We start from the raw sequence: 24,528 nt of genomic DNA, 5'->3' as shown, positions 1-24,528 counted from the left end.
CCCAGCGCGCTGGGTGCCACGGGACCTTTGTGCCGCCACCATCCGGCCGGGCCTGCAACGAAAGCCGCTAGCGCGGCTGGCGAAAGCTACCGGCTGGGCTCCGCTCCAGCCGGGACCGACGCCGACGGCGACGCGGTCGGCTCCTCCTTGGCGCCGATCACGTTTCGCTGCATCTCCACGTTGGATTGGCCGGTGCCGCCCAGTTCGATGTCGTCGTACGCCTTGAGCTGGTGGTTTTCGTCGAAGTAGAGGACCGACAGGCTCAGCGGGGTCGGCTCCTCCTTCTCCAGGCCGCGCAGGCCGGCGCCGCCGGTCGAGCCCTCCACCATGAGCCGGGTCTGAGTCACCGTCTGGGTGCCGGTCGCCGACGGGGCCGGGGTGGGGGAGGCCGACGCGTCCGAGGCGGCCGGTTCCGGCACCGGCACGGGCAGTAGCGAGACCTCACGTTTGTGCAGGTGGCCGGCCAGCACGAGAGGCACCTCGCCGGAGAGCGGCGGCGCCATCGCCGGGTCGTGCACCAGCGCGATGTCGACCGGCTTGCCGTAGTTCCGGATCGTGGTGGCGAGTTCGTTGCCGGCGATCGTCAGCGGGTTGGCCGCATCCTGAGCGGCCGCGTCGGCGGTCTCGCTCTTGTCGGGGGTGAACTCGGGGTCGCCGATGCCGGCGATGGTCAGGCCGTCCACCGTGGTGATCTTGTTGTCCAGCACGACGGCGTTCTTCTGGCGGGCGACGGCGTCCTGGATGGCGGCCGAGTCGTGGTTGCCGCGCACGTAGATGTAAGGCACGCCGACCGACGGGATCGAGCTGGCGTACCCGGTCTCGGCGCTGGAACCCCAGTCGACCATGTCGCCGGTGTCGATCACCGCGTCGATGTCGAAGGTCTGCACCACCGTGCGGATCAGCCCGAACGACGACGGGTTCAGATGCAGGTCGCTGACGTGCAGGATGCGGGTGGTGTTGCCGGCCGGCTGGTAGACCGGCAGCGTCGACACCGTGGTGTAGAGGCGACTGACGTTGCTGACGATCTGTTGCAACTGGTCCGCGTACCGTCCGTAGTTGTCGGCGATCCGGCGGGCGTCACCGACCACGGCCGGTGCGTTCACCAGCAGGCCCTCGTAACGAGGCTCGGCGATCGAGTCGGGCCGCAGGGTGCCGGCCGCGAGACCGAAGCTGCCCAGCGTCACCACCAGCGCGGTCACCCCGGCGCCGGCGATCCGGCGCATGTTCCGGAAGATCAGGGCGGCCAGGATCATCGCACTCAGCACCGCGATGCCGAGCGTGCGCACGCCCAGCCGGATGACCCCGGACCGCACGTCGTCGACCGCATTTTCGCCGGCCGAGCTGATCGCGGCCGGGTCGTCGATCAGGGCCTCGGTGCGGCTCTGGTCGAGCGACCCGAGGTTGACCTTGAGGTGGATCGGGCCGTCGTGGCTGTCCAGGTGCAGCGAGCCGAGCGGCGGGATGTCCACCTCGGTGCCGCCCAGGATGGACGGGCTGATCGACATCTCGGCCCGGAACGGGCCCACGTTGAGGCCGGCGTGCCCGAACAGCATCGTGCCGACCACCACCCCGCCGATGCTGACCAGGCCGACCGCGGCCGCGATCCGCACCCGGGTGGTCCAGCGGTTGCTATACACCCGGGCGGTGACCGCGCCGGCCCGGCCGACTCGGTGGCGGACACGGTGCAGCCAGTGGTGATCGGTCATCGGTGGATCACCCTGCCCCATCCCGGCGGTCATCAAACGGCTCCCAGGTATCAGGTGCGCCCGGCGCCGCCGCCGGAGAAGACCAGGCGGATGATGCGGTCGTCCTCGGGGGCGGGGGTGCCGCCGTCCTCCTGGTTCGACGTGCTCGCCCACAGCGAGCCGTCGGGCGCCAGGACCAGGCCGCGCAACCGGCCGTACTCCTCGGTCAGCAAGGACTGCGGGGTGCCCAGCACGGTGCCGTTGCCGGTGACCTCGATCATCCAGATCCGCTTGCCGAGCAGGCAGGAGGTGGCCACCGACTGCTCGACGAGCGCCACGCCCGCGCAGTAGGACTCGTTGATCGGCCAGGTGCGCAGCGGGTTGGTGAACTTGGCATCGGTGCCGGTGCCGTCGACCGTGCCCCAGCCGTAGTTCTTGCCCTTCTCGATCACATTGAGCTCGCCGAACTTCGGCTGGGCGTTCTCCGTCGCATACATCCGCCGGTCGCCGCCCCAGGCCAGGCCCTGCACGTTGCGGTGGCCGGAGCTCCAGACCAGCGAGTCCTTGACCGGGTTGCCGGGGGCCGGCTTGCCCGCCGTGGTCATCCGGAGGATCTTGCCGCCCAGGTTCTTCGGGTTTTGCGCCTGCGTGCCGTTCGTCGCGTCGCCGGTGCCGGCGTAGAGGTAGCCGTCCGGGCCGAACGCCAGCGCACCGCCGTTGTCGTCGCGGGAGCGCGGGATGCCGGTCACGATCGGCTCCAGCGTGCCCTTGAGCACCAGCTTGGCGATCCGGTTGTCCTTGGTCGTCGAGTAATAGACGAAGACCGTCTTGTCGGTCTTGTAGGACGGGCTGACCGCGATGCCCATCAGGCCGCCGTCGCCGGAGGCCTGCACCTCGGTGAACCGCTGCACCTCGGTGACTTTCAGTCCGTTCGCGTCCGACTCCGGTCCGACCTGCAGGATGCGGCCGGTGTCACGCTCGGTGACCAGGGCTCCGCCATCGGGCAGGAACGCCATGCCCCACGGGATCTCCAGGTCCTTGGCCAGCACCGTGACCGCGACCTCCTGGTCGCCGCCGGACTCGCCCTGGGACAGCGCGGCCGAGGGTTTCGGCAGGTTGGGCGGGGCGCCCTGCTGGTCGGGATCGGGTGGACCGAAGCTGCACGCCGTGGTCACGGCCAGCACGGCACCGAGCGACAGCGCCACGCCCCGGGCCCGGCGGGAACGCACGATCACGCGACCTCCTCGACTTCGACGCCCCCCAGGGTAGCGGCGCCAGCTGGGAACACCGGGGGATCAGTCCGGGTTGCTGATCTCCTGTTTCCCGGCCGCCAGGACCCGGGGGAGATTGGCCTGGGTCACGCCGGTCAGCCGGATCATGTTGCCGTTGTCGAGCAGCGCGGCGATCTGGCCGGACCGGTCGGGGGCGAGCTCGGCGATCCGCGGCCAGGGCACCACAGTGCTGCCGACCAGGGCCTTGACCCGCAGCTCGTCGGCGTAGACGTCGGTGCCGGCCCGCCACGCCCAGACGAAGGCGGCGGCCGGCAGCAGCAGGACCGGGGTCCACTCCCACCCGGCTCCGGCGAGCGGAACCGTGCCGACGAACGCGATGACCGCGGCGACCAGGAGCGCTCCGGTCTTGCGGACCCGAAGGAGGGGCTTTCTTCTCACCCCGGCATTGTCCCACCCGCCCTCCGACCGGCTGGGACCGGTGACCGAATGTCCACTGCCGAACCGACGCCGGTCGTAACCTTTTCGGGGGACGGTCGTTGAACCGAGACATGGCTGTGCAACCCCCCGTGCACGCCCGGCTCGGCGTACCTCTGGTCGCCGTGACCGTGCTGATGGCCGGTGCTCTCGGCTGGACGCCGCCCGCGGTGGCCCTGGCCATCGGCGTCGGCGGCACCGGCCTGTGGGCCGGCCTCCACCTGATCCACTCCGCTCTCGAGACCCATCACCGGACCGCCACCGCCGCCGCCTGCCGCGGCGCCGGGTTCGTCGGCCTCGGCGCGCTGGCCACCGGCCTCACCGCGATGGTTCCGCTCTGGGGCCCGCCGTCGGCGGGAGTCTGGGCCACTTCGGCGTACGCCGTGGTGGTCGCCCTCTGTTCGACGGGTGTGCTGTTCCTGCCCGGCTGGGCCGACAACTGGCAGGTACGCAGCCGCCGAGCCTTCGACGGCGCGGGTCTGGGGGTGAGCCTGTCCTTCGCCGGCTACCTGGTTCCGGTGGTCCGGCACCCGCACCTGCCGATCCTGCCGGTGATCCTGCTCGGCGCGATCGGCATCTCGATCACCGTGGTGGCGGTGCTGCGCGGCCGCCCGCACCGGCTGCCGTCGGTGCGCTGCGGGGTCGGCGTGATCGTGGTCCTGCTGGCCCTCGGCACCGTCGTCGCCCTGACCACGCTGGGGCTGACCACGCTGGGGCTGGGCGCGGCCGCGCTGCCGCTGACCGGTCTGCCGATCGTGGCCGGGCTGGCCGTCGTGGCCGACGCGGGCACTCGTCGTGGCCTGGCCCCGCCCCCGCTGGAGCCCCGCCACCCCGACCAGTACCTGGCCAGCTATCCGCTGCTCGCGGTCCCGGCCGGGGTGGGCGTGGTGGCCGCGGTCTGGCACCTGATCACGGTGCGGGCCTTCGACACCACCGGGGTCATCCTCGGCATCGGCATGGTGGCCGTGCTGTCCATGCGCGAGTTGCTGGTGGTCCGGGACATCCGGCGGTACGCCGGTCAGTTGCGGGTCGCCGAGGCGCACTTCCGCTCGCTGGTGGCCGGCGCCACCGACCTGACCCTGGTGCTCGACGAGCAGCTGCGGGTCCGCTGGCAGTCGCCGGCCGCGTCCCGGCTGTTCGGCCTCACCGACGACGAGGTGGTGGGCCGTGCCTTTGGCGAGCTGATCCACCCGGACGACGTGGCCGGCGCCCAGGCGACGATCGACGCGGTGCTGGCCGGTGAGCACGACCCCGGGTCCCCGGCCCTGGTCAGCGCCCGGCTGCGGGACGGTGCCCGGCTGTGGCGGGACACCGAGTCGAGCATCTCCGACCAGCGCTCGGTGCCCGAGGTGGCGGCGCTGGTGGTGCACGTGCGCGACGTCGGCGAGCGCCGGCACCTCGAGCGCACGCTGCACAAGCTGTCCTACTCCGACCAGCTCACCGGCCTGGCCAACCGGCGGGCGCTGATGCGTGACCTGCTCACCGGCCGGCGTCGGGCCGGCCAGTCCGGCACCCTGCTGGTGATCTACCTGCACGGCCTGGCCGAGATCAACGAGGGCCGCGGGCGGGAGGTCGGCGACGCGGTGCTGATCGAGGTGAGCCGCCGGATCCGGGCACTGCTGCACGAGGGCGACGTGGCCGCCCGGCTGGGCGGGGCCGGCTTCGCGGTGCTCAGTGCCGACGGGGCGGTGCTGGCGTACGCGTTGGCCTGCCGGATCGCGACGGTGCTGGCCGAGCCGTACCAACTGCCCGGTTCGACCGTCGACGTGCACACCAGCATCGGCCTGGCCGAGCTGACCGGCGGCGGCGACTGCGACGAGGTGCTGCGCCAGGCCGACCTGGCCCGCAAACGGGCCCGGCAGATCGGCCAGGACCGGGTCGAGTGGTACGACCCGGACGTCGAACGGCAGCTCAACCGCTGGATGGACCTGGAGCGGCAGGTGATCGGGGCGGGCGCGCGGGGCGAACTCGACGTGGTCTTCCAGCCGATCATCGACCTGCGGGCGGGCCGGCCGGTCGGGGTCGAGGCCCTGCTGCGCTGGCGGCACCCGGAGCTGGGCACGATCCTGCCGGCCGAGTTGCTGCCGATCGCGCGGTCGGTGGGGATCGCCGCCCAGCTGGACGAGTGGGTGCTGGACGCCGCCTGCAAGCACGTGTCGACCTGGTCGACGAGCTTCTGGCTGTCGGTCAACGTGGCGCCCCGGGAGCTGCTCACGGCCCGTTTCCCGGAGCGGGTGGTGTCGACGCTGCGGCGCCGGGGACTGGCCCCCGAGCGGCTGGTGATCGAGGTGGCCGAGGACTGGATCGCCGAGGACCTGCCGTCGATCGTGGCCGCGCTGACCGGGCTGCGGACGCTCGGCGTCCGGGCCGCGCTCGACGACTTCGGCACCGGCCAGGCGTCGCTGTCGCACCTGCGCCGGCTGCCGGTCGACATGCTGAAACTGGTCGCCCCGCCGGGAGTCATCGACGTGGTGGTGAGCCTGGGTCGCCGTCTCGGCATGGAGACCGTCGCGAAGGGCCTGGAGTCGGTCGAGCAGGTCGACCGGGCCGCCGCGGCCGGTTGCCGGTACGGCCAGGGCTTCCAGCTGGGCCGGCCGGCCCCGGCCGAGCGGATGGAGGCGTACCTGGAAAGCCACCGAAGCTAGCGCGGTGGCGCGGTGCTCCCTCGCGGGGTCAACTGGGCCGGGCCGGCCTCCACGTTGGTCACCTGTTTGCCGTCGATGGTGGCGAGCAGTTCGCGGGCCGCGTGCGCGCCGTACTCGGCGATGTCCCGGGACAGCGCGGTCAGCGGCGGGTGCACGAGACTGCACAGTGGAGAGTCGTCCCAGGCCACGATGGACAGATCGCCCGGCACGGTCAGCCCCATCTCCTGCGCCACCGCCAGCCCGGCCACGGCCATCACGTCGTTGTCGTAGATGATCGCGGTCGGCCGCTCGGTGTCGATCAGCAGCCGGCGGGTGGCCCGGCTGCCCTCCTCGCCGGTGTAGTCGGACGGCACGGTCGTCGCCTCGAGCCCGAGCGAGGTGCAGATGTCGTTGAACGCCCGGGTGCGGGCCTGGGTGTGCAGCAGACCGGGCAGGCCGCTGACCCGGGCGATCCGGCGATGGCCGAGCGCGACCAGGTAGCGCACCGCCTCGGTGATCGCGCCGGCGTCGTCCGACCAGATCTGGGCGATCTCGCCGGTCTCGCCGGGGCCGCCGATCACCACGGCGGGCAGCTGCAGCTGTTGCAGGACCGGGATGCGGATGTCATTTTCCCGGAGGTCGGTGACGATCACGCCGTCGATCCGGCGCTCGCCCCACCACCGGCGATAGACCTCCACCTCCAGCTCGGGGGTGGCCACGACCTGCAGGGTCAAGGCGTACGACCGGGCGGAGAGCTCGGCCTCGAAACCGCTGATCAGGCCCATGAACCAGGGCTCGATGCCGAGGATGCGGGCCGGCCGGCACAGGGTCAGGCCGACGGCGCGCGCACTGGCGCCGGACAGTGCGCGGGCAGCACTGTTCGGGTTGAATCCGATTTCCTGGGCGATGGCAACGATGCGCTGCCGGGTCGCTTCGGAGACTCCGGGCTGTCCGTTCAGCGCGTACGACACGGCGCCCTTGGACACGCCCGCCCGCCGCGCGATGTCGGCGATCGTGGGCCGCTTCACTCGGTCTCCCTCTGACTTTCCGGCTGAAGCTTACCGGCAACTGAAATCGGTAGAGCGCTCTCACGCGGTCGCGCGGCCAGATGATCAAGCGGCGGGGTAGCGGCTTGATCGGTTAAGTGTTACGGGACACAAGCCCACTTGTAAACGCCGATCGCCATAAAAGTCCTATTTGCCCAACTTAACTCTCACTGACAACGATGGCAAATCAACGCTGTAACACGCTATTGACACTCATCGAGGTGGGGCTTAGCGTCTCCACAACTTACCCGGTTCAGTAAATTCTCTCCTCTGTGGAGGCGCAATGAAACACCTTGGCAAGAGTGGGCTGGCGGCAGTCGCCGCGGCAGCGCTGCTCCTTTCCGGATGCAGCGGGCAGAGCCTCGAGGGCAACAACGACAAGGCCGGCGAGGGGGCGGTGACCCTCAAGATCGCGTTCTGGGGCGACATGGGCCTGGACAAGCTCAAGACCCAGTACGAGGCGGCTCATCCCAACGTCAAGATCGTGCTGAACTCGGGCGAGTACAACGCCCAGCACGAGGACCTGCAGAAGAAGCTGGTGGCCGGCTCCGGTGCCCCGGACATCTCGGCGATCGACGAGGGCTTCATCGTCCAGTTCCGCAGCCAGGCCGACAAGTTCGTGAACTTCATGGACAAGGGCGGCGCGGACTACGAGTCGAAGTACCTGCCCTGGAAGTGGAAGCAGTCGCTGTCCGCCGACGGCAAGCAGATCGGCCTCGGCACCGACGTCGGCGGCCTGGCCATGTGCTACCGCTCCGACCTGTTCGCCAAGGCCGGCCTGCCCACCGACCGCGAGGCGGTCAGCAAGCTCTGGACCGACTGGGACTCGTTCATCAACGTCGGCAAGCAGTACACCGCGAAGACCGGCAAGAAGTTCATCGACTCCGGCACCAACATGTTCAACCCGGTGCTCTCCCAGCAGGCGGTCGGCTTCTACGACGAGAGCGAGAAGCTGCAGATGGACGGCGGCCCGAAGGTCGCGTTCGACGTCAGCATGAAGGCGATCGACGCCGGCATCTCGGCCAACCTCGCCAGCTTCCAGCCCAACTGGGACCAGGGCTTCAAGAAGGACCAGTTCGCCGTCCTCGCCTGCCCGGCGTGGATGCTCGGCCACATCCAGGACACCGCGCCCGAGCAGAAGGGCAAGTGGGACATCGCCGCGATCCCCGGCGGCGGCGGTAACTGGGGCGGCTCGTGGTGGACCATCCCGTCGCAGGGCAAGAACGTCGACGCCGCGGCCGACTTCGTGAAGTGGCTGGTTGCGCCGGAGCAGCAGATCGAGGTCTTCAAGACGGTCGGCAACCTGCCCTCGCAGCCGGCCCTCTACAAGGACCCGGCGGTGCTGGACTACAAGAAGGAATTCATGAGCAACGCGCCCACCGGCCAGATCTTCGCGGCCACCGCGGAGCAGTTGAAGCCGCAGTACCTGGGCAAGAAGAACGGCCCGACCCGGGTCGCCGTGGAGAACGTGATCACGCAGGTTCAGCAGGGCAAGCTGAAGTCGGCTGCGGCCTGGGCCGAGGCGGTCAAGCAGGCCGAGAAGGCATCCACCTCCTGATCAAGGAAGCAAGCGAGCGGCGGGGCGGCGTATGCCGCCCCGCCCTTACCCCTTAGGAGTGGCCGTGTCCCTCACCCAGCTCCGGCCGACGCCGCAGCATGCGGCGCCGCCGCCCAAACCGAGCCGGGCCAAGCTGTGGCTCTACCGGTTCGACACCAAGGCAACGCCGTACGTCTTCATCGCCCCGTTCTTCGTCATCTTCGCGATCTTCGGGCTGTTCCCGATCGTCTACAACGGCGTCGTCTCGCTGCGGAACTGGCGGCTGACCGAGCCGGAGAAGGACGGTTGGGCGGGCTTCGACAACTTCAGCCGGCTGCTCTCCGACTCCGACTTCTGGAACGCGCTCTACAACACGCTCGGCATCTTCATCCTGTCGACCGTGCCGCAGTTGCTCGCGGCGCTGATCATCGCGAACCTGCTGAACCGCAAGCTGCGCGGGCAGACGTTCTGGCGGATCGGCATCCTGCTGCCCTACCTGACCCCGGTGGTCGCGTCGACGCTGGTCTTCGCGGTGTTCTTCGCCCGGGACAACGGCATGGCCAACTGGCTGCTCTCGCTGGTCGGCTACGGACAGGAACAGCCACTCGACTGGCGGGCCTCGAAGTGGAGCAGCTGGATCGCCATCGCCACCATGGTCAACTGGAAGTGGATCGGCTACAACGCGCTGCTCTACCTGTCCGCCATGCAGGCCATCCCCAAGGACATCTACGAGGCGGCCGCGGTCGACGGCGCCGGGCCCTGGCGCCAGTTGTGGCGGATCACCGTCCCGATGATCCAGCCGGTCGTGGTGTTCACCGTGATCCTGTCGACCATCGGCGGGCTGCAGCTGTTCAACGAGCCGATGATGTTCGACGAGAACCCGCAGTCGGCCGGCGGCGGCTCCGCGCACCAGTTCCAGACCATCGCCCAGCTGATCTACAAGGTCGGCTGGAAGGACCTCAACCTCGGGTACGCGGCCGCGATCAGCTGGGCGCTCTTCCTCATCATCCTGATCGTCGCCGGCATCAACGCCACGCTCACCAAGCGCATCGGAGGGGACCGGTGACCACGTTCGTGACCCGGGCGCCGCAGGAAACTCGCGGCAGTTGGAAGACGTACCTCGGCCTGGCCCTGGTCTTGATCTTCTCGGCCTTCCCGGTCTATTGGATGTTCGTCATCGCGACGAGCACCGACGCGGCCGTCTCGCAGATCCCGCCCTCGGTGCTCCCCGGCGGCGAGCTGATGAACAACCTGCGCGAAGTCTTCACGATGAACGAGGTCTACTTCACCGCCTCGCTGATCAACAGCTTCATCGTGTCCTCGGTGATCACCCTGTCGACGCTGTTCTTCTGCTCGCTGGCCGGGTTCGCCTTCGCGAAGCTGCGTTTCCCGGCCCGCAACGCGCTGATGTTCGTGGTGATCCTGACCCTGACCGTGCCCAACCAGCTCGGCGTGGTCGCCCTCTACATCCTGATGGGCAAGCTCGGCTGGAACGGCACCCTGCTCGCGGTCATCGCCCCCGGGCTGGTCAGCGCGTTCGGCGTCTTCTACATGCGGCAGTTCATCGGGCACGCGGTGCCGGACGAGCTGGTCGAGTCGGCGCGGATCGACGGCGCGATGACCATGCGGGTCTACTGGAGCATCGTGCTGCCGGCGATCCGGCCGGCCCTCGCGGTGCTCGGCCTGCTGACCTTCGTGATGGCCTGGAACGACTTCCAGTGGCCGCTGATCACGCTGAACGGCACCGAGTTCCCCACCTCGATGGTCGCGCTCAGCGACCTGGCCAGCGGCAACTATGTGATTTACCGCCGGGTGCTGGCCGGCGCCTTTGTGGCTACCGTTCCCTTGATCGTTCTGCTGCTCATCGGCGGCAGGCAGATCGTTCGAGGGATCATGGAAGGCGCCGTTAAGTCCTGATTTTTCAGTTATAGGGAGCATAGTGAAACCCCTGCACGAAGGCTGGACGATCTCCGGCGGCGAGGTGACCGAACTGCCGGCGACCGTGCCCGGATGTGTGCACACCGCACTGCTCGCCGCCGGCCGGATCGAAGATCCCTACCTCGACGAGAACGAGACGAAGCTGGCCTGGATCGGACGCACCGACTGGTCGTACTCGACGACCTTCACCGCCGACCTCGGCGCGCCCCGCCTCGACCTGGTCTGCGCGGGCCTCGACACGGTCGCCGAGATCGAACTGAACGGCTCCCCGGTCGGGCAGACCGCCAACATGCACCGGGGATACCGCTTCGATGTCCGGCCCTTCGTGCAGGCGGGCACCAACTCCCTGAAGATCAAATTCAACAGCCCCTACGCGTACGCCGAAGAAGTGCGCGCGAAGTTGGGGGACCGGCCGAACGCCTACCCGGAGCCGTTCAACTTCATCCGCAAGCAGGCCTGCAACTTCGGCTGGGACTGGGGTCCCACCCTGGTCACCTCCGGCATCTGGCAGCCGATCGGCCTGCACGCCTGGTCGGTGGCCCGGCTCGCCGAGGTGCGCCCCCAGGTCACGGTGGCGCCGGACGGCACCGGCCGGGTCGAGGTGCGGGTGCGACTCGAGCGGGCGGCCGAGGAACCGGTGACCATCACCGCCTCGGTCGCCGGCCGCCGGGCCCAGGCCACCGTCGACGGCATCGAGGCCCTGCTGATCCTCACCGTCGACGAGCCGTCGCTGTGGTGGCCGCGCGGCTTCGGCGCGCAGTCGCTGTACGACCTTTCCTTGACCCTGACCGCTGCCGGCGGCGAGGCCCTCGACTCCTGGTCGCGCCGGATCGGTTTCCGGTCGGTGCGCGTCGACACCGCCGGCGACGCGTTCACCCTGCACGTCAACGATGTCCCGATCTTCGTGCGCGGGGTGAACTGGATCCCCGACGACGTCTTCGCCGACCGGATCACCCGCGCCCGGCTCTCGTCGCGCTTCCAGCAGGCGGCCGACGCCAACGTCAACTTCCTCCGGGTCTGGGGCGGCGGCCGGTACGAGTCCGAGGACTTCTACGAGCTGGCCGACGAGATGGGCTTCCTGGTCGGCCAGGACTTCCTGTTCGCCTGCGCCGCGTACCCCGAGGAGGAGCCGCTGCGCTCCGAGGTGGAGGCCGAGGCCCGGGAGAACGTGATCCGGCTCAGCGCGCACCCGAGCCTGGTGCTCTGGACCGGCAACAACGAGAACATCTGGGGCCACGAGGACTGGGACTGGAAAGCCCCGCTGGCCGGCCGCACCTGGGGGGCCGGCTACTACTTCGAGCTGCTGCCCCGCATCGTGGCCGAGCTCGACCCGTCCCGGTTCTATTGGCCCGGCAGCCCGTACTCCAAGGTTCGGAACCGCCACCCGAACGACCCGGCCTTCGGCACCACCCACATCTGGGACGTGTGGAACACCGACGACTACACGAAGTACGCCGCCTACCGCCCGCGTTTCGTCGCCGAGTTCGGCTTCCAGGCACCCCCTGCGTTCTCCACCCTGCGCCGCGCCCTCTCCGACGACCCGCTGGCCCCCGACTCACCCGGCATGGCCCACCACCAGAAGGCCACCGGCGGCGACCAGAAACTGGAGCGCGGCCTGGCCAACCACCTGCCCGCCCCGCGCGACTTCGACGACTGGCACTATCTGACCCAGCTGAACCAGGCCCGAGCGGTGGCCTTCGGCATCGAGCACTTCCGCTCCCTGCGTCCACTGTGCATGGGCAGCATCATGTGGCAGCTCAACGACTGCTGGCCGGTGACCTCGTGGGCCGCAATCGACGGCGACGCCCGCAAGAAGCCCCTGTGGTACGCCATGCGCGACGCCTACGCCGACCACCTGCTGACCCTGCAGCCCCGGACGGCCGAGGCTCCGATTCCCGGCGGCCCCGACCCGGTCACGCCGGGCGAGGTCTTCACCCCGGCGGGCGCCCCGGCACTGGTGGCGGTCAACGACGGCGGTCTACCGTGGTCGATCAGCACCACCGTGACCCGCCGCAACCTGTCCGGCGACGTCCTGGCCGCGGCGTTCCTGAACGCCACCGTCGCCCCCGGCAACGCGGTCACCATCCCGCTGCCCGCCGACCTGACCACCGCCGGCGACCCGGCGACGGAAGTGATCGTCGCCGAGTCGGACGACCACCGCACCTTCTGGTTCTTCGCCGAGGACAAGGACATCGCCTGGCCGGCCCCGGCCTTCACCACGTCGGTGGCGTCCGAGGGGCAATCGACCACGGTCACGGTGACCGCCGGGACGATCCTGCGGTCGCTCACCCTCTACCCCGACCGCCTCGACCCGTCGGCCGAGACGGACCGGGCGGGCGTCACCCTCCTGCCCGGCGATGCGGTGACATTTACCGTCAATTCGGAGAAGGAGCTGGACAGTGCGGCATTGGTCGCACGGCCGGTTCTTCGCTGTGTCAACGACATCTCTCGGGGATAAACCGCATAGGTAATCCAGGTCCCGGCTGTGGCACCATTCCATCGTGCGAACGGTGTCGCAGTCGGGTCTGCGTATTGACCTCTTCGGTGGATTTCGAGTCACGGTCGACGGGCAGTCGCTGGCCCCCGAGGTGTGGTCCCAGCGGAAGCCGGCCGCGCTGGTCAAGCTGCTGGCACTGGCGCCCGGGCAGCGTCTGCGCCGGGAACAGGTGACCGACCGGCTCTGGCCCGAACTCGAACCGGCCGCCGCCGCGGCCAATCTGCGCAAGGCCCTGCACGCGGTTCGCCGAAATGTCGGTGCCGACCATGTCGTCTCGGCCGGAGATCTGCTCTGCCTGCCGCCCGACGACATTTCCATCGACGTTTCTGACTATTGGTCGTTCGCCGCCGCGGCCCGCCGGAGCCGCGATATCGATGTTTATGCGGCGGCCGCGGAAATGTATCGGGACGGGCTGCTCCCCGAGGACCTCTACGAGGATTGGGCGAGCGCGTCCCGCGACGAGCTGCGGGCCGACTGGCTCGCGCTGGTCGAGGAGTGGGCCGGGCTGCTCGAGGCCGGCGGCGACCTGAACGGCGCGGCGCGGGCGGTGCAGCGGCTGGTCACCGCCGACCCGCTGGTCGAGGAGCGGCACGCCTGGCTGATGCGGTTGCACGCGCTGGCCGGCCGCCGCGACGAGGCCCAGCGGCAGTACTCCCGGCTCCGCGAGCTGCTCGCCGGCGAGCTCGGGGTCGAACCGTCGGCCGAGATCCAGCGGCTGTACGAGGAGATCCGCGCCGAGCGGTCCGCCGAGCCGGCGCTGACCACCGACCTGTGGGAGCGCGTCGGCGACCTCCGGGTGCAGTCGGGCGATCCGGCCGCCGGCGTGAAGGCCTACACCCAGGCGCTGGCCGTCGCCGCCGGCTCACCGGCGACCGGCCGCATCCACCGGCAGATCGCCGACGCGCTGTTGATGCTGCACCGTCCCGGCGAGGCCGAACCGCACCTCGACGCGGCCGGCGCGCTCGCACCCGACCCGGCCGAGCAGGGCCGGCTGACCTGCCTGCGATCGCGACTCGCGCTCGAACGCGGGGACCTCGCCGGCGCCCGGCAACTCGCCGAGGAGGCCCACCGGACCGCGGTCGACCACGGCGCGCCGGATGAGGTGGCCGCCGCCCTGGAGATGCTCGCGTTCGTCGCGCACATGCAGGGCGACTGGCGGCCCGGTCTGCATACCCAGATCGAAGGGCTGGCCGGGGTGTCCCTCGGGGTCCGGGTGGCCCGGTTCTGCGACTTCAACCACTGCCTCAGCCAATATCAGCTGTACGGCGACGACTTCTCCGGCGACGTCGCCGACTATGCCCGCGAGACCCTCGCCGTGGCCGAGCGGGCCGACGCCGTACCCGCGCAGGCCTTTGCCTGGTGTCTGCTCGGCGAATCGTTCCTGCTCGAGGCTCGTTGGGACGAGGCGGCCGCCTGCCTGGAACGCAGCTGCGAACTCTATGAACCGCTCGGCAGTCGCTCGGTCGCGCTGCCCTGGCTGCGCCGCGCCGAACTCGCCGCCTACGTCGGTGAGCACGACGAGGCCCGGGTCTTCCTCAAGCGGGCCACCGCGATCGCGACGGTCACCCCGATGGCCCGGCATGCCTGGGCCCGGCTGCACGCGACCGCCGCGCTCGCCGCGATGGAACGCGACGACCCGGAGGCCGCGATCCGGTCGGTTCGGGCGTCCCAGACCGCCGCGGCCCGCTACGGCGACTGCCCGACCTGCAGCCTGCTGCTCTATCCGGTCGGTGCGTGGGCGTTCGCGACAGCCGGCGACGCGACGGCCGCCGCCGCGCTGGTGGAGCCGGCCGCGCAGCTCGCCGGTTCGCTGACCAGCTCGGCGTGGCGCGCGATGGCCGGCACGGCGGCGGCCTGGGCGGCGGTCGCGGCCGGCGACCAGGCTCTCGCACGCACCCGGTTCGTCTCCGCCGCCGACGCGTTCGCCCAGGCCGGGCACGTGTTCTGGGAGCAGCGGACGCGAGGGAACGCTCAGGGAACGCTGCCTTCGTAAGTTCGTTCCCAACAGCAACGCGAACCTGGGAGACAGCAATGAGCTTGACCATCGGTGACACCGCCCCCGACTTCGTGGCCGCCACCACAGACGGTGCGATCTCGTTCCACGACTGGATCGGCGACTCGTGGGCAGTGCTGTTCTCGCACCCGAAGGACTTCACCCCGATCTGCACGACCGAGCTCGGCTTCATGGCCGCCATCAAGCCGGAGTTCGACCGCCGCGGGGTCAAGATCATGGCGCTGTCCGTCGACCCGGTCGACAAGCACGCCCAGTGGGCCGCCGACATCGAGGAGACCCAGGGCACCGCCCCGAACTACCCGATGATCGGCGACGCCGACTTCGTCGTCTCGAAGGCGTACGGCATGCTCGGCGCCGACGTGAGCGGCGACCCGAACGACCGCACGGCGGCCGACAACCAGGCGGTCCGCGGCGTGTACGTGATCGGCCCGGACAAGAAGATCAAGCTGATCCTGCTCTACCCGATGACCACCGGCCGCAACTTCGACGAGATCCTGCGGGTCATCGACTCGCTGCAGCTGACCGCCAAGCACAAGGTTGCCACCCCGGTGAACTGGAAGCAGGGCGACGACGTCGTGATCGCCGGCTCGGTCAACAACGATCAGGCCCGCGACATCTTCGGCAGCTGGAAAGAGCCGAAGCCGTACATCCGCATCGTCCCGCAGCCGGCGAGCTGACCTGGCGGGGTCAGCCGCAGCCGGCGCCGCCGCACCCAGCCGGTGCGGCGGCGTCGCTGCATCAGGATCGGGTACCGGAGTTCGCGTCCGCGAACGTGCGTGGGGTGCCGAGCAGGATGTCGTGGTCGGTGTGGTCGCCGGTCATCTCTACTCGGGTGGCCACCGGGGCGTGGCCGCTCGCGGCGACCGTGTAGACGCCCGGTGGGAGGTCGCGCAGCTCGTAGCGGCCCTCGCCGTCGGTCTTGGTGGAGCAGGCGACCTCGCCCAGTTCGTTTACCGCTACCACCGAGGCCTCGGGGATCGGGCGGCCGGAGGACGCCGCCCGGACGATGCCGGTCAGCGTGCCGCCGATCGTCAGGACCAGGTCGGCCTGGCGGGAACGGCCGGGGGAGATGATCCGGGTGGCCGGGCGGGCGTGTTCGGCCGTGGCGGTGAGCATGTAGTCGGTCTGGTCCAGGCCGGACATGCGGTAGCGGCCCTCGGCGTCGGTGGTCGCGGTGGCCACCACGGCGCCGGACAGGTCGGTCAGGGTGACCGTGGCGCCGGCCACCGGGCGGTCGCGGCGGTCGGTGATGCGGCCGTCTACGTGGCTTGCCACGGCCAGCGACAACACCCGGCGGATCTCGCCGGAGCCGGCGTTGATCAGGACGGCGGCCGGCTGATGGTCCTCGGCCGCGCAGATCAGCATGAACGTGCCGCCGCGCGGCAGCGACAGCCGGAACTCCCCGTCCGCGTCCGTCGTGGCATGGGCCACGTGCCCGCCCTCGAAGTCGGCGACCGTCGCGGTGGCCCCGGCCAGGACGTTGCCGTCGGCACTGTCGATCCGCCCGCCGACGACGACGGCTGAGGCAGAGCGGTGTTCGGCGTGAGTCGGCATAGCGGTCGGCTCCGATGAGGACGAGCCGGCAGCCGCAGACGCGGCGGCCACCGGCATAGCGGCGGACGAGGGCGCGGCGTCCGCCGCAGCCGAAGGCATGGTGGGAGACGCAGGCGGGGGAGGCATGGCGGGGGGTGATGGCGCCGGTTCGGGGTCAGCGGCCGGGGTGGGCTTGGCGGGTAGGGACGCCTGGGGCAGGAGCAGGAACAGGATGAACGCTACGACCAGGATGGCGGCGGCCAGCAGGAAGATGTGGTCCATCGCGGTGGAGAAGCCGGACTGGAACGGGCGGGCCAGCGCCGGTGACGCCCTGGCCAGGAACGACGTGTCGTCCAGCGACGCCGCGCCGCCGTTCTGCAGCATCGCCAGCAACGGCTTGTTGGCCGGCAGCGCGGCCAGGGCCGGATCGGCTACCGCACGCCTGGCCGTGTCGGTGGCGAAGGCTTCGGCGATCCGGTCGCCGACCGTGCCGAACAGGATGGAGAGGAAGATCGCGGTGCCCGCGGTTGCGCCCATCTGGCGGAAGAACGTCGCCGACGCGGTGGCCACGCCGATTTCCGACTTCGCCATCGCGTTCTGCACGGCCAGGGTGATCGGCTGCAGGACAAAACCCAGACCAAGACCGAAGACCCCCATGAAGATCCCGGTACGCCAGTACGGGGTGTCCACCCCGAGAGTCGCCAGTAGCAGCAGGCCGCCGACCATCAGCAGCGCACCGAGCACGGGGTACGGCTTGTAGCGGCCGGTGCGGCTGATCAGCTGGCCGGAGACGAGCGAGCCGAGCATGATGCCGGCGGTCAGCGGCAACAGTTGCAGGCCCGACTCGGTGGGGCTCGCGCCTCGGACGATCTGCAGGTACAGCGGTAGCAGCGCGAGGCCGCCGAACATGCCCATGCCGATCACGAAGCCGCCGGCCGAGGTGAGCGCGAAGGTGCGGTTGGTGAAGAAGCGCAGCGGGATCAGCGCCTCCTCCTTCATCTGCGACTCGACCAGCAGGAAAGCCAGCAGGCCGACGCCGCCGACGGCGAAGCAGGCGAGCGACCGCAGATCGGTCCAGCCCCAGGCGCGGCCCTGTTCGGCCACCGTGAGCAGCGGCACCAGGCAGACGCAGATGGTGACCGCGCCCCACCAGTCGATGCGGTGGTTGCGGCGCTGGTGCGGCAGCCGCAGCACCCGGGCCACCACCAGCAGGGCGACGATCCCGATCGGCACGTTGACCAGGAAGACCCAGCGCCAGCCGGCGATGCCGAGGATCTCGTCGGCGCCGGCGAAGAAGCCACCGACGACCGGGCCGAGCACGCTGGACATGCCGAAGACGGCCAGGAAGTAGCCCTGGTAGCGGGGTCGGTCCCGGGCCGGGACCACGTCCGCGATGATCGCCAGGGCCAGCGAGAAGAGGCCGCCGGCGCCGAGCCCCTGCAGGGCCCGGCAGCCGGCCAGCGTGTACATCGAGGTGGCGAACGAGCAGGCCGCCGAGCCGAGCACGAAGATCGTGATGGCGGCCAGGAAGAAGCGTTTCCGGCCGTAGATGTCGGAGAGCTTGCCGTACAGCGGGGTGGAGATGGTCGCGGTGATGAGGTACGCCGTGGTGACCCACGCCTGCATCGACAACCCGTGCAGGTCGTCGCCGATGGTGCGGATCGCCGACGCCACGATGGTCTGGTCGAGGGCCGCGAGGAACATGCCGAGCATCAGGCCGGCGAGCACCTCGAGGATCTGGCGATGACCGAGCTGCGGTGATTCATCAACGCTCACTACCCCGCAACGATGCATCGTGCCGGGAGGTTGCCCGGCCGGGAATCTCAGCCGGTGTAGGCACCGGCGTCGAGGTCGGCGACCAGGCCCGGGCCGGTGGGCTTCCAGCCGAGCGTGTGCTGGGTGTATTCGCTGGACACCGGGGCGTCCATGGCGAAGAACATGGCCAGCCACTCGAAGTGCTCGACCGGCACCGATTTCACCGGCAGGTCGAGCGCGCGGCCGATCGCTTCGGCGATCTCCCGGGAGGTCACGCCCTCCTCGGCGATCGCGTGCCAGGACGTGCCGGCCGGGGCCTGCTCGACGACCAGCCGAACCAGGGCGGCGGCGTCCGACACGTGCACGGCCGGCCAGCGGTTGCTCCCGTCGCCGGGGTACCCGCTGACGCCGTTGCGCCGGGCGATGTCGACCAGGAAGGCCATGAACCCGTAGTCGCCGCGGCCGTGCACGGTGGGCGCGAACCGGACTACCGCCGAGCGCACGCCGCGGTCGGCGTAGGCCAGGGTGGCCGCCGCGTTGGCGCTGCGCGGGTGGGCGGCCGGGTTGGGCTGGTCCTGCTCGGTCGCGGTCCGGCCGGGGGCCAGCCCGACCACGCCCGAGGCGATCACGAACGGCTTGCCGGTGCCCACCAGGGCATCACCGAGCGTGGTGATCGCGGCCGTGTCGGCGCGGGCGCCCTCGGCGATGCCGGCCGGCGAGAAGTCGTGCTTGTAGCCGAGGTGGATCACGCCGTCCGCCTCGGTGGCGGCGGAACGCAGGCCGTCGAGGTCGTCCAGGTCGCCGCGGCGGACCTCGGCGCCCGCGGCTTCGAGTTTGGCGGCGGACTCGTCCGAGCGGGCCAGACCGACCACCTGGTGGCCGGCTTTGAGCAGCTCGGCGGTGGTGGCGGAGCCGATCCAGCCGGATGCGCCGGTGACGAAGATGCGCATTGCAACCTCCAGTGATGTCACTTGATGACATCGAATACGCTAGCACGAGCGATGTCATCGTGTGACATGACTAGAATCATGTCGTGGCAAGGTGGCAGGAAGGCGCGGCGGGTCGCCTACAGGCGGCGGCGCTCCGGCTGTATGCGGAGCGCGGCTACGAGCAGACGACCGTGGCCGACATCGCGAGCGAGGCCGGGGTGACCGCCCGGACGTTCTTCCGGCACTACGCGGACAAGCGTGAGGTGCTCTTCGCCGGCTCGGAACGGCTGCGCGACGGCATGCTCGCGGCCCTCGAAGCGGCGCCGGCCACGGCCACTCCGATGGAGGCGGTCGCGGCCGCGCTGGACGCGTCGACCGTGTTCCTGGGCCGCGACCACGAACACTCCCGGCTGCGCATGTCGGTCATCTTCGCGAACGCCGAGCTGCTGGAGCGCGAGCTGATCAAGATGGCCTCGATCGCCGCCGCCATGGCCGAGGGCCTGCGCCGCCGTGGCGTCCCGGCCCGCGACGCGTCGCTGGCCGCCGAGACCGGCACGGTGGTGCTGCGGGTCGCCTTCGAGCAGTGGGTGGCCGGCCCGCCCGACGGCTCGCTGCCCGACCTCATGCGCGCGACCCTGGTCCGCCTCACCGAGGTGACCGCTGCCCGCTGACCTGGGGTTTTGGTTGGAGCGCAACCACCGGGAACGGGCCGGAAGCGGCCGACGGCCCGGGCCAGGCACCTAGCTGGTGCCTGGCCCGGGTTCGGTCGTTGTGCGGTCGTAGAAGGTGATGCCCGTATTTATCTGGTTCTCGTCGTTTTATTCCGGAACGCGGCGGTAGGCGCCGTCGCTGGCGCTGGTGGCCATCGAGGCGTAAGCGCGCAGCGCCGCCGAGACCGGGCGGGTCCGGTCGACCGGGGTGTACGGCTTGGGGCGACGTTCCTGCTCGTGCCGGCGCTGGGCCAGGGTCTCGTCGTCGACGTGCAGCGTGATGCCCCGGCCGGGGATGTCGATGCTGATCTCATCGCCGGTCTCGACCAGGGCGATCAGGCCGCCGGACGCCGCCTCGGGGGAGACGTGGCCGATGGACAGGCCGCTCGTGCCGCCGGAGAAGCGGCCGTCGGTGATCAGCGCGCACGCCTTGCCGAGGCCGCGCCCCTTCAGGAAGCTCGTCGGGTAGAGCATTTCCTGCATGCCGGGGCCGCCGCGCGGGCCCTCGTAGCGGATCACCACGACGTCGCCCTCGACCACCTGCTTGCTGAGGATGCCGGTGACCGCGTCGTCCTGCGACTCGAAGACGCGGGCCGGGCCGCTGAACTTCCACAGGCTCTCGTCGACGCCGGCCGTCTTGACGACGCAGCCGTCGGGGGCGAGGTTGCCGAAGAGGATCGCCAGGCCGCCGTCGACCGTGTAAGCGTGGTCGACGCTGCGGATGCAGCCGTTCTCACCGTCGGTGTCCAGCGTCGCCCAGCGGTTCTCGGTGCTGAACGGCTGGGTGGTGCGGACGCCGCCGGGGGCCGCGTGGAACAGCTCGAGCGCTTCCTGGCCCGGGTTTCCGCTGCGGATGTCCCAGTTCTCCAGCCAGCTCGCCAGATCGGGCGAGTGGACGCTCCGCACGTTGGTCTTCAGCGCGCCGCCCCGGTAGAGCTCACCCATCAGGGCGGGGATGCCGCCGGCCCGGTGCACGTCCTCCATGTGGTACTTCACGCTGTTCGGCGCGACCTTGGACAAACAGGGCACCCGGCGCGAGATCGCGTCGATGTCGGCCACGCTGAAGTCGAGCTCGGCCTCGCGGGCCGCGGCCAGCAGGTGCAGCACCGTGTTGGTCGACCCGCCCATCGCCACGTCGAGGGCGACCGCGTTCTCGAAGGCGCTCCGGCTCGCGATGCTGCGCGGGAGGACGCTCTCGTCGTCGTTCTCGTAGTACTGCTTGGCGATGTCGACGATCAGCGAGCCGGCCTTCTCGAAGAGCGCCCGCCGGGAAGCGTGCGTGGCCAGCGTCGAGCCGTTGCCGGGCAGCGCCAGGCCGATCGCCTCGGTGAGGCAGTTCATCGAGTTGGCGGTGAACATGCCGGAGCAGGAACCGCAGGTCGGGCAGGCCGAGCGCTCGATGGTGCCGAGCTGCTCGTCGGTCACATTTTCATTGGCCGACGCGCTCATCGCGTCGATCAGGTCGAGCTTCTCGTGCACGATGCCCTCGATCGCGACCGTCTTGCCGGCCTCCATCGGGCCGCCGGAGACGAAGACCGTCGGGATGTTGAGCCGCAGGGCGGCGATCAGCATGCCGGGGGTGATCTTGTCGCAGTTCGAGATGCAGACCAGGGCGTCGGCGCAGTGCGCGTTCACCATGTACTCCACCGCGTCGGCGATCAGCTCACGGCTGGGCAGGCTGTAGAGCATGCCGCCGTGGCCCATCGCGATGCCGTCGTCGACGGCGATGGTGTTGAACTCGCGCCCGACGCCGCCCGCCTCGGCGATGGCGTCGGCGACGATGCCGCCCATGTCTTTGAGGTGCACGTGCCCGGGTACGAACTGGGTGAAGCTGTTGGCAATCGCCACGATGGGCTTGCCGAAGTCGTCGTCGGTCATCCCGGTGGCGCGCCAGAGGGCACGCGCGCCGGCCATGGTCCGACCGTGGGTCGAGGTCCGGGAACGCAGGTCAGGCATCCCCTCAGTCTGCCACTGCGGTTTCCGTAAATAGCCACATGCGTCCACAGCTCGGGATTTCCATTCGGAGCGATCTCGGGCACAGTGTTCCCGTGCAATCACCGTCCGGCGTGGAGCTGGCCGGGCTGGCCGGTCTTCTGATCGCCGTCCCGGCCGTTGCCCTGCTGGGCAATTCCGGTCGCCGGCACACCGGGGCCGCCCGCCGGGCACACCTCATACTGGCCCTCGGCGGCGCCCTGGCCACCGCGGCCGCCCTCGCCGGCGTGCTCAGCGCCCTGATCACCGACGCTGCGGTGCCCCGGGTCAGCCTCGGCTCGGCGGTGGGGCTCGGCACCGCGATCGGCACTCTTCTCCTGCTCATCGGCACCGCCATGCTGCCCGGCGCGGCCGAGAGCCCGGGTGCGGCCCTGCGCCACCTGATCGACGGCGTGGTGATCGCGGCCGCGATCTGGTTCGTCGGATGGGTGCTGTTCAGCGCTCCCACCCGGCTTCTCGGCGACGCCACCCCGATGGCCTGCCCGTCGATCCTGGTCCCGGCCGGGCTCGCGGTGATCTCGCTGGGCCTGACCATCGTGCTGGCCCTGCACGCGCACCGGCCCCGGCTCACCACCGTGCGGGTGGCCGGCGGGGTGACCCTGGTGGCCGCCGCGGCGGTGGCCCTGGGCGGCGGCATCTGCCAGGACCGCGACTTCGACGTGCTGTGCGGCTCGTTGCTGCTGCCCGGCGGCCTGTTCATGATCGCCCGCGCGGTGAAGGTCGCCGACCGGCCGGTCGAGGTGGTCGGCGACGTCAGCGAGCGCGGTACGGCGTACGCGGTGGTCCCGATGGTGGCCATGGTCGGCGCCCTCGGCTGGCACCTCGCGCAGGGCGGGGAGTTCGACTTCTACGGCTACCTGGGCGCCAGCGTCGAGGGCTTCGCGCTTGTCGCCCGGCAATACCTGGCCCTGGGCGACGTGCGGCGTTACACCCTGAAACTGCGGCAGAGCGAGGCGCACTTCCGCGAGCTCGCGCACACCGACCCGCTCACCGGCCTGGCCAACCGCCGTGGCCTGCAGCGGGCGCTCAAGGAGAGCCAGGGCCCCGAGGAACCGCTGGTGCTGGTCGGCATCGACCTCGACGGCTTCAAGACGGTCAACGACATGCGCGGGCACGACGTGGGCGACGCGGTGCTGGTCGAGGTGGGCGAGCGGCTGCGCCGCAACCTGCTGGCCGGCGACGTGGCGGCCCGGCTCGGCGGCGACGAGTTCGCGGTCCTCATGCAGGGCACCGCCGAAGAGGCGACGCTGACCGCGCACCGACTGCTGGCGGTGCTGGGTGAGCCGTACGAGGTCGAGGGAATTTCGATCTTTTTGTCGGCGAGCCTGGGCGTAGCCGACACCGGTGAACTGATCCGTGACGCCGACCTTGCGCTGCGGTACGCCAAGCAGCGCGGGAAGAACCGGGTCGAGCGCTACCAGGCCCGCTACGACGAGTTGCTGCGCCGCCGGGGCACGCTGGAGAGCGAGTTGCGGCACGCGATCGACCGCGAGCAGCTGCGCCTGGTCTTCCAGCCGGTGGTGGCGCTGCCGTCGATGCGGCCGGTCGGGGCCGAGGCGCTGCTGCGCTGGCACCACCCGACCCTCGGGGCGGTCCGGCCGGACGAGTTCATTCCGGTGGCCGAGGACTCCGGCCTGATCAACCGGATCGGCTCGTGGGTGCTCGACAACGCCTGCAAGCAGCTCGCCGACTGGCTGGCCAAGGGCCACGACGTCTGGGTGTCGGTCAACCTGTCGCCCAAGGAACTGCACGCCGCCGATTACGCCGGGCAGGTCGCCGACGTGCTGGCCGAGCACGGCGTGCCGGCCCAGCGGCTGGTGCTCGAGGTCACCGAGCACGCCGTCGCGACCGACATGGAGGAGCTGATCGGCCGGCTGACCGAGCTGCGCGGGACCGGGGTGCGGATCGCGCTCGACGACTTCGGCGCCGGTTACTCGTCGCTCAGCCATTTGCGTACCCTGCCGGTCGACATTCTCAAGATCGACCGGTTGCTGGTGGCCGAGCCGGAGTCGCGCACCGGCGAGGCCGCGCCGCTTGTCGACGTGGTGGTCCGGCTCGGGCACCGGCTCGGTCTGGAGGTGCTCGCCGAGGGGATCGGCACCCCGGCGCAGCGGGTCGCGGTGGTCGAGGCCGGCTGCCGGCTCGGGCAGGGGTCGCTGTTCGGCTGGGGCGTGCCGGCCGAGCACCTCGAGGCTCAGTTGGACGGTCTGCGCACCGGCACCCGGCCGGCCCCGCAGCCGCGCAATGAGCCGCCGAAGGGCGTTACCGCGCGCAGCCAGGTGGTGTCGCTCGGACCGGGAATGAAGCAGCTCAGGGCCGTTTTGCCGACGGATCCCGCGTTCGGGGCAATGGCGAGTGATCAAAATGTGGGATCAGTTGACTCGCCGAGTGAGATGGGGCAAGGTTAGGTCCATGTGCTTCGCGTCCCGAGTACTTAGTTGAGCGCACCTCCTGCCGAGCTAGAAACGGCGAGGGTGCGCTAGGTCCCGTGCTTACAGCACGAGGGCCTTTTTTGTTGCTCAAAGTACGACTGGACGACCATCCCGAGAAGGTTCGATAGCC

Annotated in this window: 16 protein-coding genes; 9 read left to right on the top strand and 7 right to left on the bottom strand. The window is 70.3% G+C overall.

The features are described 5' to 3' along the window. Positions 1-86: 86 nt before the first annotated feature. The 3 genes from Ate02nite_RS07100 to Ate02nite_RS07090 are packed head-to-tail and all read right to left on the bottom strand — an operon-like array spanning position 87 to position 3,355. Complete coding sequence (locus Ate02nite_RS07100; protein ID WP_203800822.1) at positions 87-1,706, bottom strand: metallophosphoesterase family protein; 1,620 nt, start codon at positions 1,704-1,706, stop codon at positions 87-89. Positions 1,707-1,756: 50 nt separating this feature from the next. Further along, complete coding sequence (locus Ate02nite_RS07095) at positions 1,757-2,920, bottom strand: PQQ-dependent sugar dehydrogenase (protein ID WP_239147184.1); 1,164 nt, start codon at positions 2,918-2,920, stop codon at positions 1,757-1,759. A 60-nt stretch (positions 2,921-2,980) separates the two neighbouring features. Further along, the gene (locus tag Ate02nite_RS07090) at positions 2,981-3,355 is read right to left on the bottom strand and encodes a PH domain-containing protein (protein WP_203800820.1); all 375 of its coding nucleotides are present in this window, start codon (positions 3,353-3,355) and stop codon (positions 2,981-2,983) included. Between the two features lie 110 nt (positions 3,356-3,465). Between Ate02nite_RS07090 and Ate02nite_RS07085 the strand changes: the two genes are divergently transcribed. Next, positions 3,466-6,036: a putative bifunctional diguanylate cyclase/phosphodiesterase gene (locus Ate02nite_RS07085; RefSeq protein WP_203800818.1), complete on the top strand. Its 2,571-nt coding sequence runs from the start codon at positions 3,466-3,468 to the stop codon at positions 6,034-6,036. Here Ate02nite_RS07085 and Ate02nite_RS07080 read toward each other — a convergent pair. Beyond that, positions 6,033-7,043, bottom strand: coding sequence for a LacI family DNA-binding transcriptional regulator (locus tag Ate02nite_RS07080; RefSeq protein WP_203800815.1), 1,011 nt, complete (start codon positions 7,041-7,043; stop codon positions 6,033-6,035). The genes Ate02nite_RS07085 and Ate02nite_RS07080 overlap by 4 nt on opposite strands. 301 nt (positions 7,044-7,344) lie before the next feature. Between Ate02nite_RS07080 and Ate02nite_RS07075 the strand changes: the two genes are divergently transcribed. The 6 genes from Ate02nite_RS07075 (at position 7,345) to Ate02nite_RS07050 (ending at position 15,724) form a co-directional block, all read left to right on the top strand. Further along, positions 7,345-8,619, top strand: coding sequence for an ABC transporter substrate-binding protein (locus Ate02nite_RS07075; RefSeq protein ID WP_203800812.1), 1,275 nt, complete (start codon positions 7,345-7,347; stop codon positions 8,617-8,619). A gap of 64 nt (positions 8,620-8,683) precedes the next feature. Beyond that, positions 8,684-9,664, top strand: a complete 981-nt coding sequence (locus tag Ate02nite_RS07070) for a carbohydrate ABC transporter permease (RefSeq protein WP_239147183.1) — start codon at positions 8,684-8,686, stop codon at positions 9,662-9,664. After that, positions 9,661-10,515, top strand: coding sequence for a carbohydrate ABC transporter permease (locus tag Ate02nite_RS07065; protein WP_203800808.1), 855 nt, complete (start codon positions 9,661-9,663; stop codon positions 10,513-10,515). Before Ate02nite_RS07070 ends, Ate02nite_RS07065 begins: the two co-directional genes overlap by 4 nt. A 22-nt stretch (positions 10,516-10,537) precedes the next feature. After that, entirely contained in the window at positions 10,538-12,994 is a 2,457-nt protein-coding gene (locus Ate02nite_RS07060) for a glycoside hydrolase family 2 protein (protein WP_239147182.1), read from the top strand. 43 nt (positions 12,995-13,037) lie between these two features. Continuing rightward, the gene (locus Ate02nite_RS07055; RefSeq protein WP_203800807.1) at positions 13,038-15,026 is read left to right on the top strand and encodes an AfsR/SARP family transcriptional regulator; all 1,989 of its coding nucleotides are present in this window, start codon (positions 13,038-13,040) and stop codon (positions 15,024-15,026) included. 38 nt (positions 15,027-15,064) lie between these two features. After that, a complete protein-coding gene (locus Ate02nite_RS07050; protein ID WP_203800805.1) occupies positions 15,065-15,724 on the top strand; it encodes a peroxiredoxin in 660 nt (219 codons plus the stop codon). A gap of 61 nt (positions 15,725-15,785) precedes the next feature. Here Ate02nite_RS07050 and Ate02nite_RS07045 read toward each other — a convergent pair whose 3' ends face one another. After that, entirely contained in the window at positions 15,786-18,356 is a 2,571-nt protein-coding gene (locus Ate02nite_RS07045; protein WP_239147181.1) for an MFS transporter, read from the bottom strand. 47 nt (positions 18,357-18,403) lie between these two features. Next, positions 18,404-19,285, bottom strand: coding sequence for an SDR family oxidoreductase (locus tag Ate02nite_RS07040; protein WP_203800796.1), 882 nt, complete (start codon positions 19,283-19,285; stop codon positions 18,404-18,406). 83 nt (positions 19,286-19,368) lie between these two features. On the opposite strand from Ate02nite_RS07040, the gene Ate02nite_RS07035 reads away from it, so the two are divergent. Continuing rightward, positions 19,369-19,935 (top strand): TetR/AcrR family transcriptional regulator, encoded by a 567-nt coding sequence (locus Ate02nite_RS07035; protein ID WP_203800795.1) that lies wholly within the window; start codon positions 19,369-19,371, stop codon positions 19,933-19,935. A 147-nt stretch (positions 19,936-20,082) separates the two neighbouring features. On the opposite strand, the gene ilvD is transcribed toward Ate02nite_RS07035, so the two are convergent. Then, complete coding sequence (gene ilvD, locus Ate02nite_RS07030) at positions 20,083-21,930, bottom strand: dihydroxy-acid dehydratase (RefSeq protein ID WP_203800793.1); 1,848 nt, start codon at positions 21,928-21,930, stop codon at positions 20,083-20,085. A 38-nt stretch (positions 21,931-21,968) separates the two neighbouring features. Between ilvD and Ate02nite_RS07025 the strand changes: the two genes are divergently transcribed. Then, positions 21,969-24,374 (top strand): putative bifunctional diguanylate cyclase/phosphodiesterase, encoded by a 2,406-nt coding sequence (locus Ate02nite_RS07025; protein ID WP_203800790.1) that lies wholly within the window; start codon positions 21,969-21,971, stop codon positions 24,372-24,374. The last annotated feature ends 154 nt before the right edge of the window (positions 24,375-24,528 follow it).

The organism is Paractinoplanes tereljensis, assembly GCF_016862435.1.
GTDB lineage: Bacteria > Actinomycetota > Actinomycetes > Mycobacteriales > Micromonosporaceae > Actinoplanes > Actinoplanes tereljensis.
This window is presented reverse-complemented; position numbering and strand designations above follow the sequence as displayed.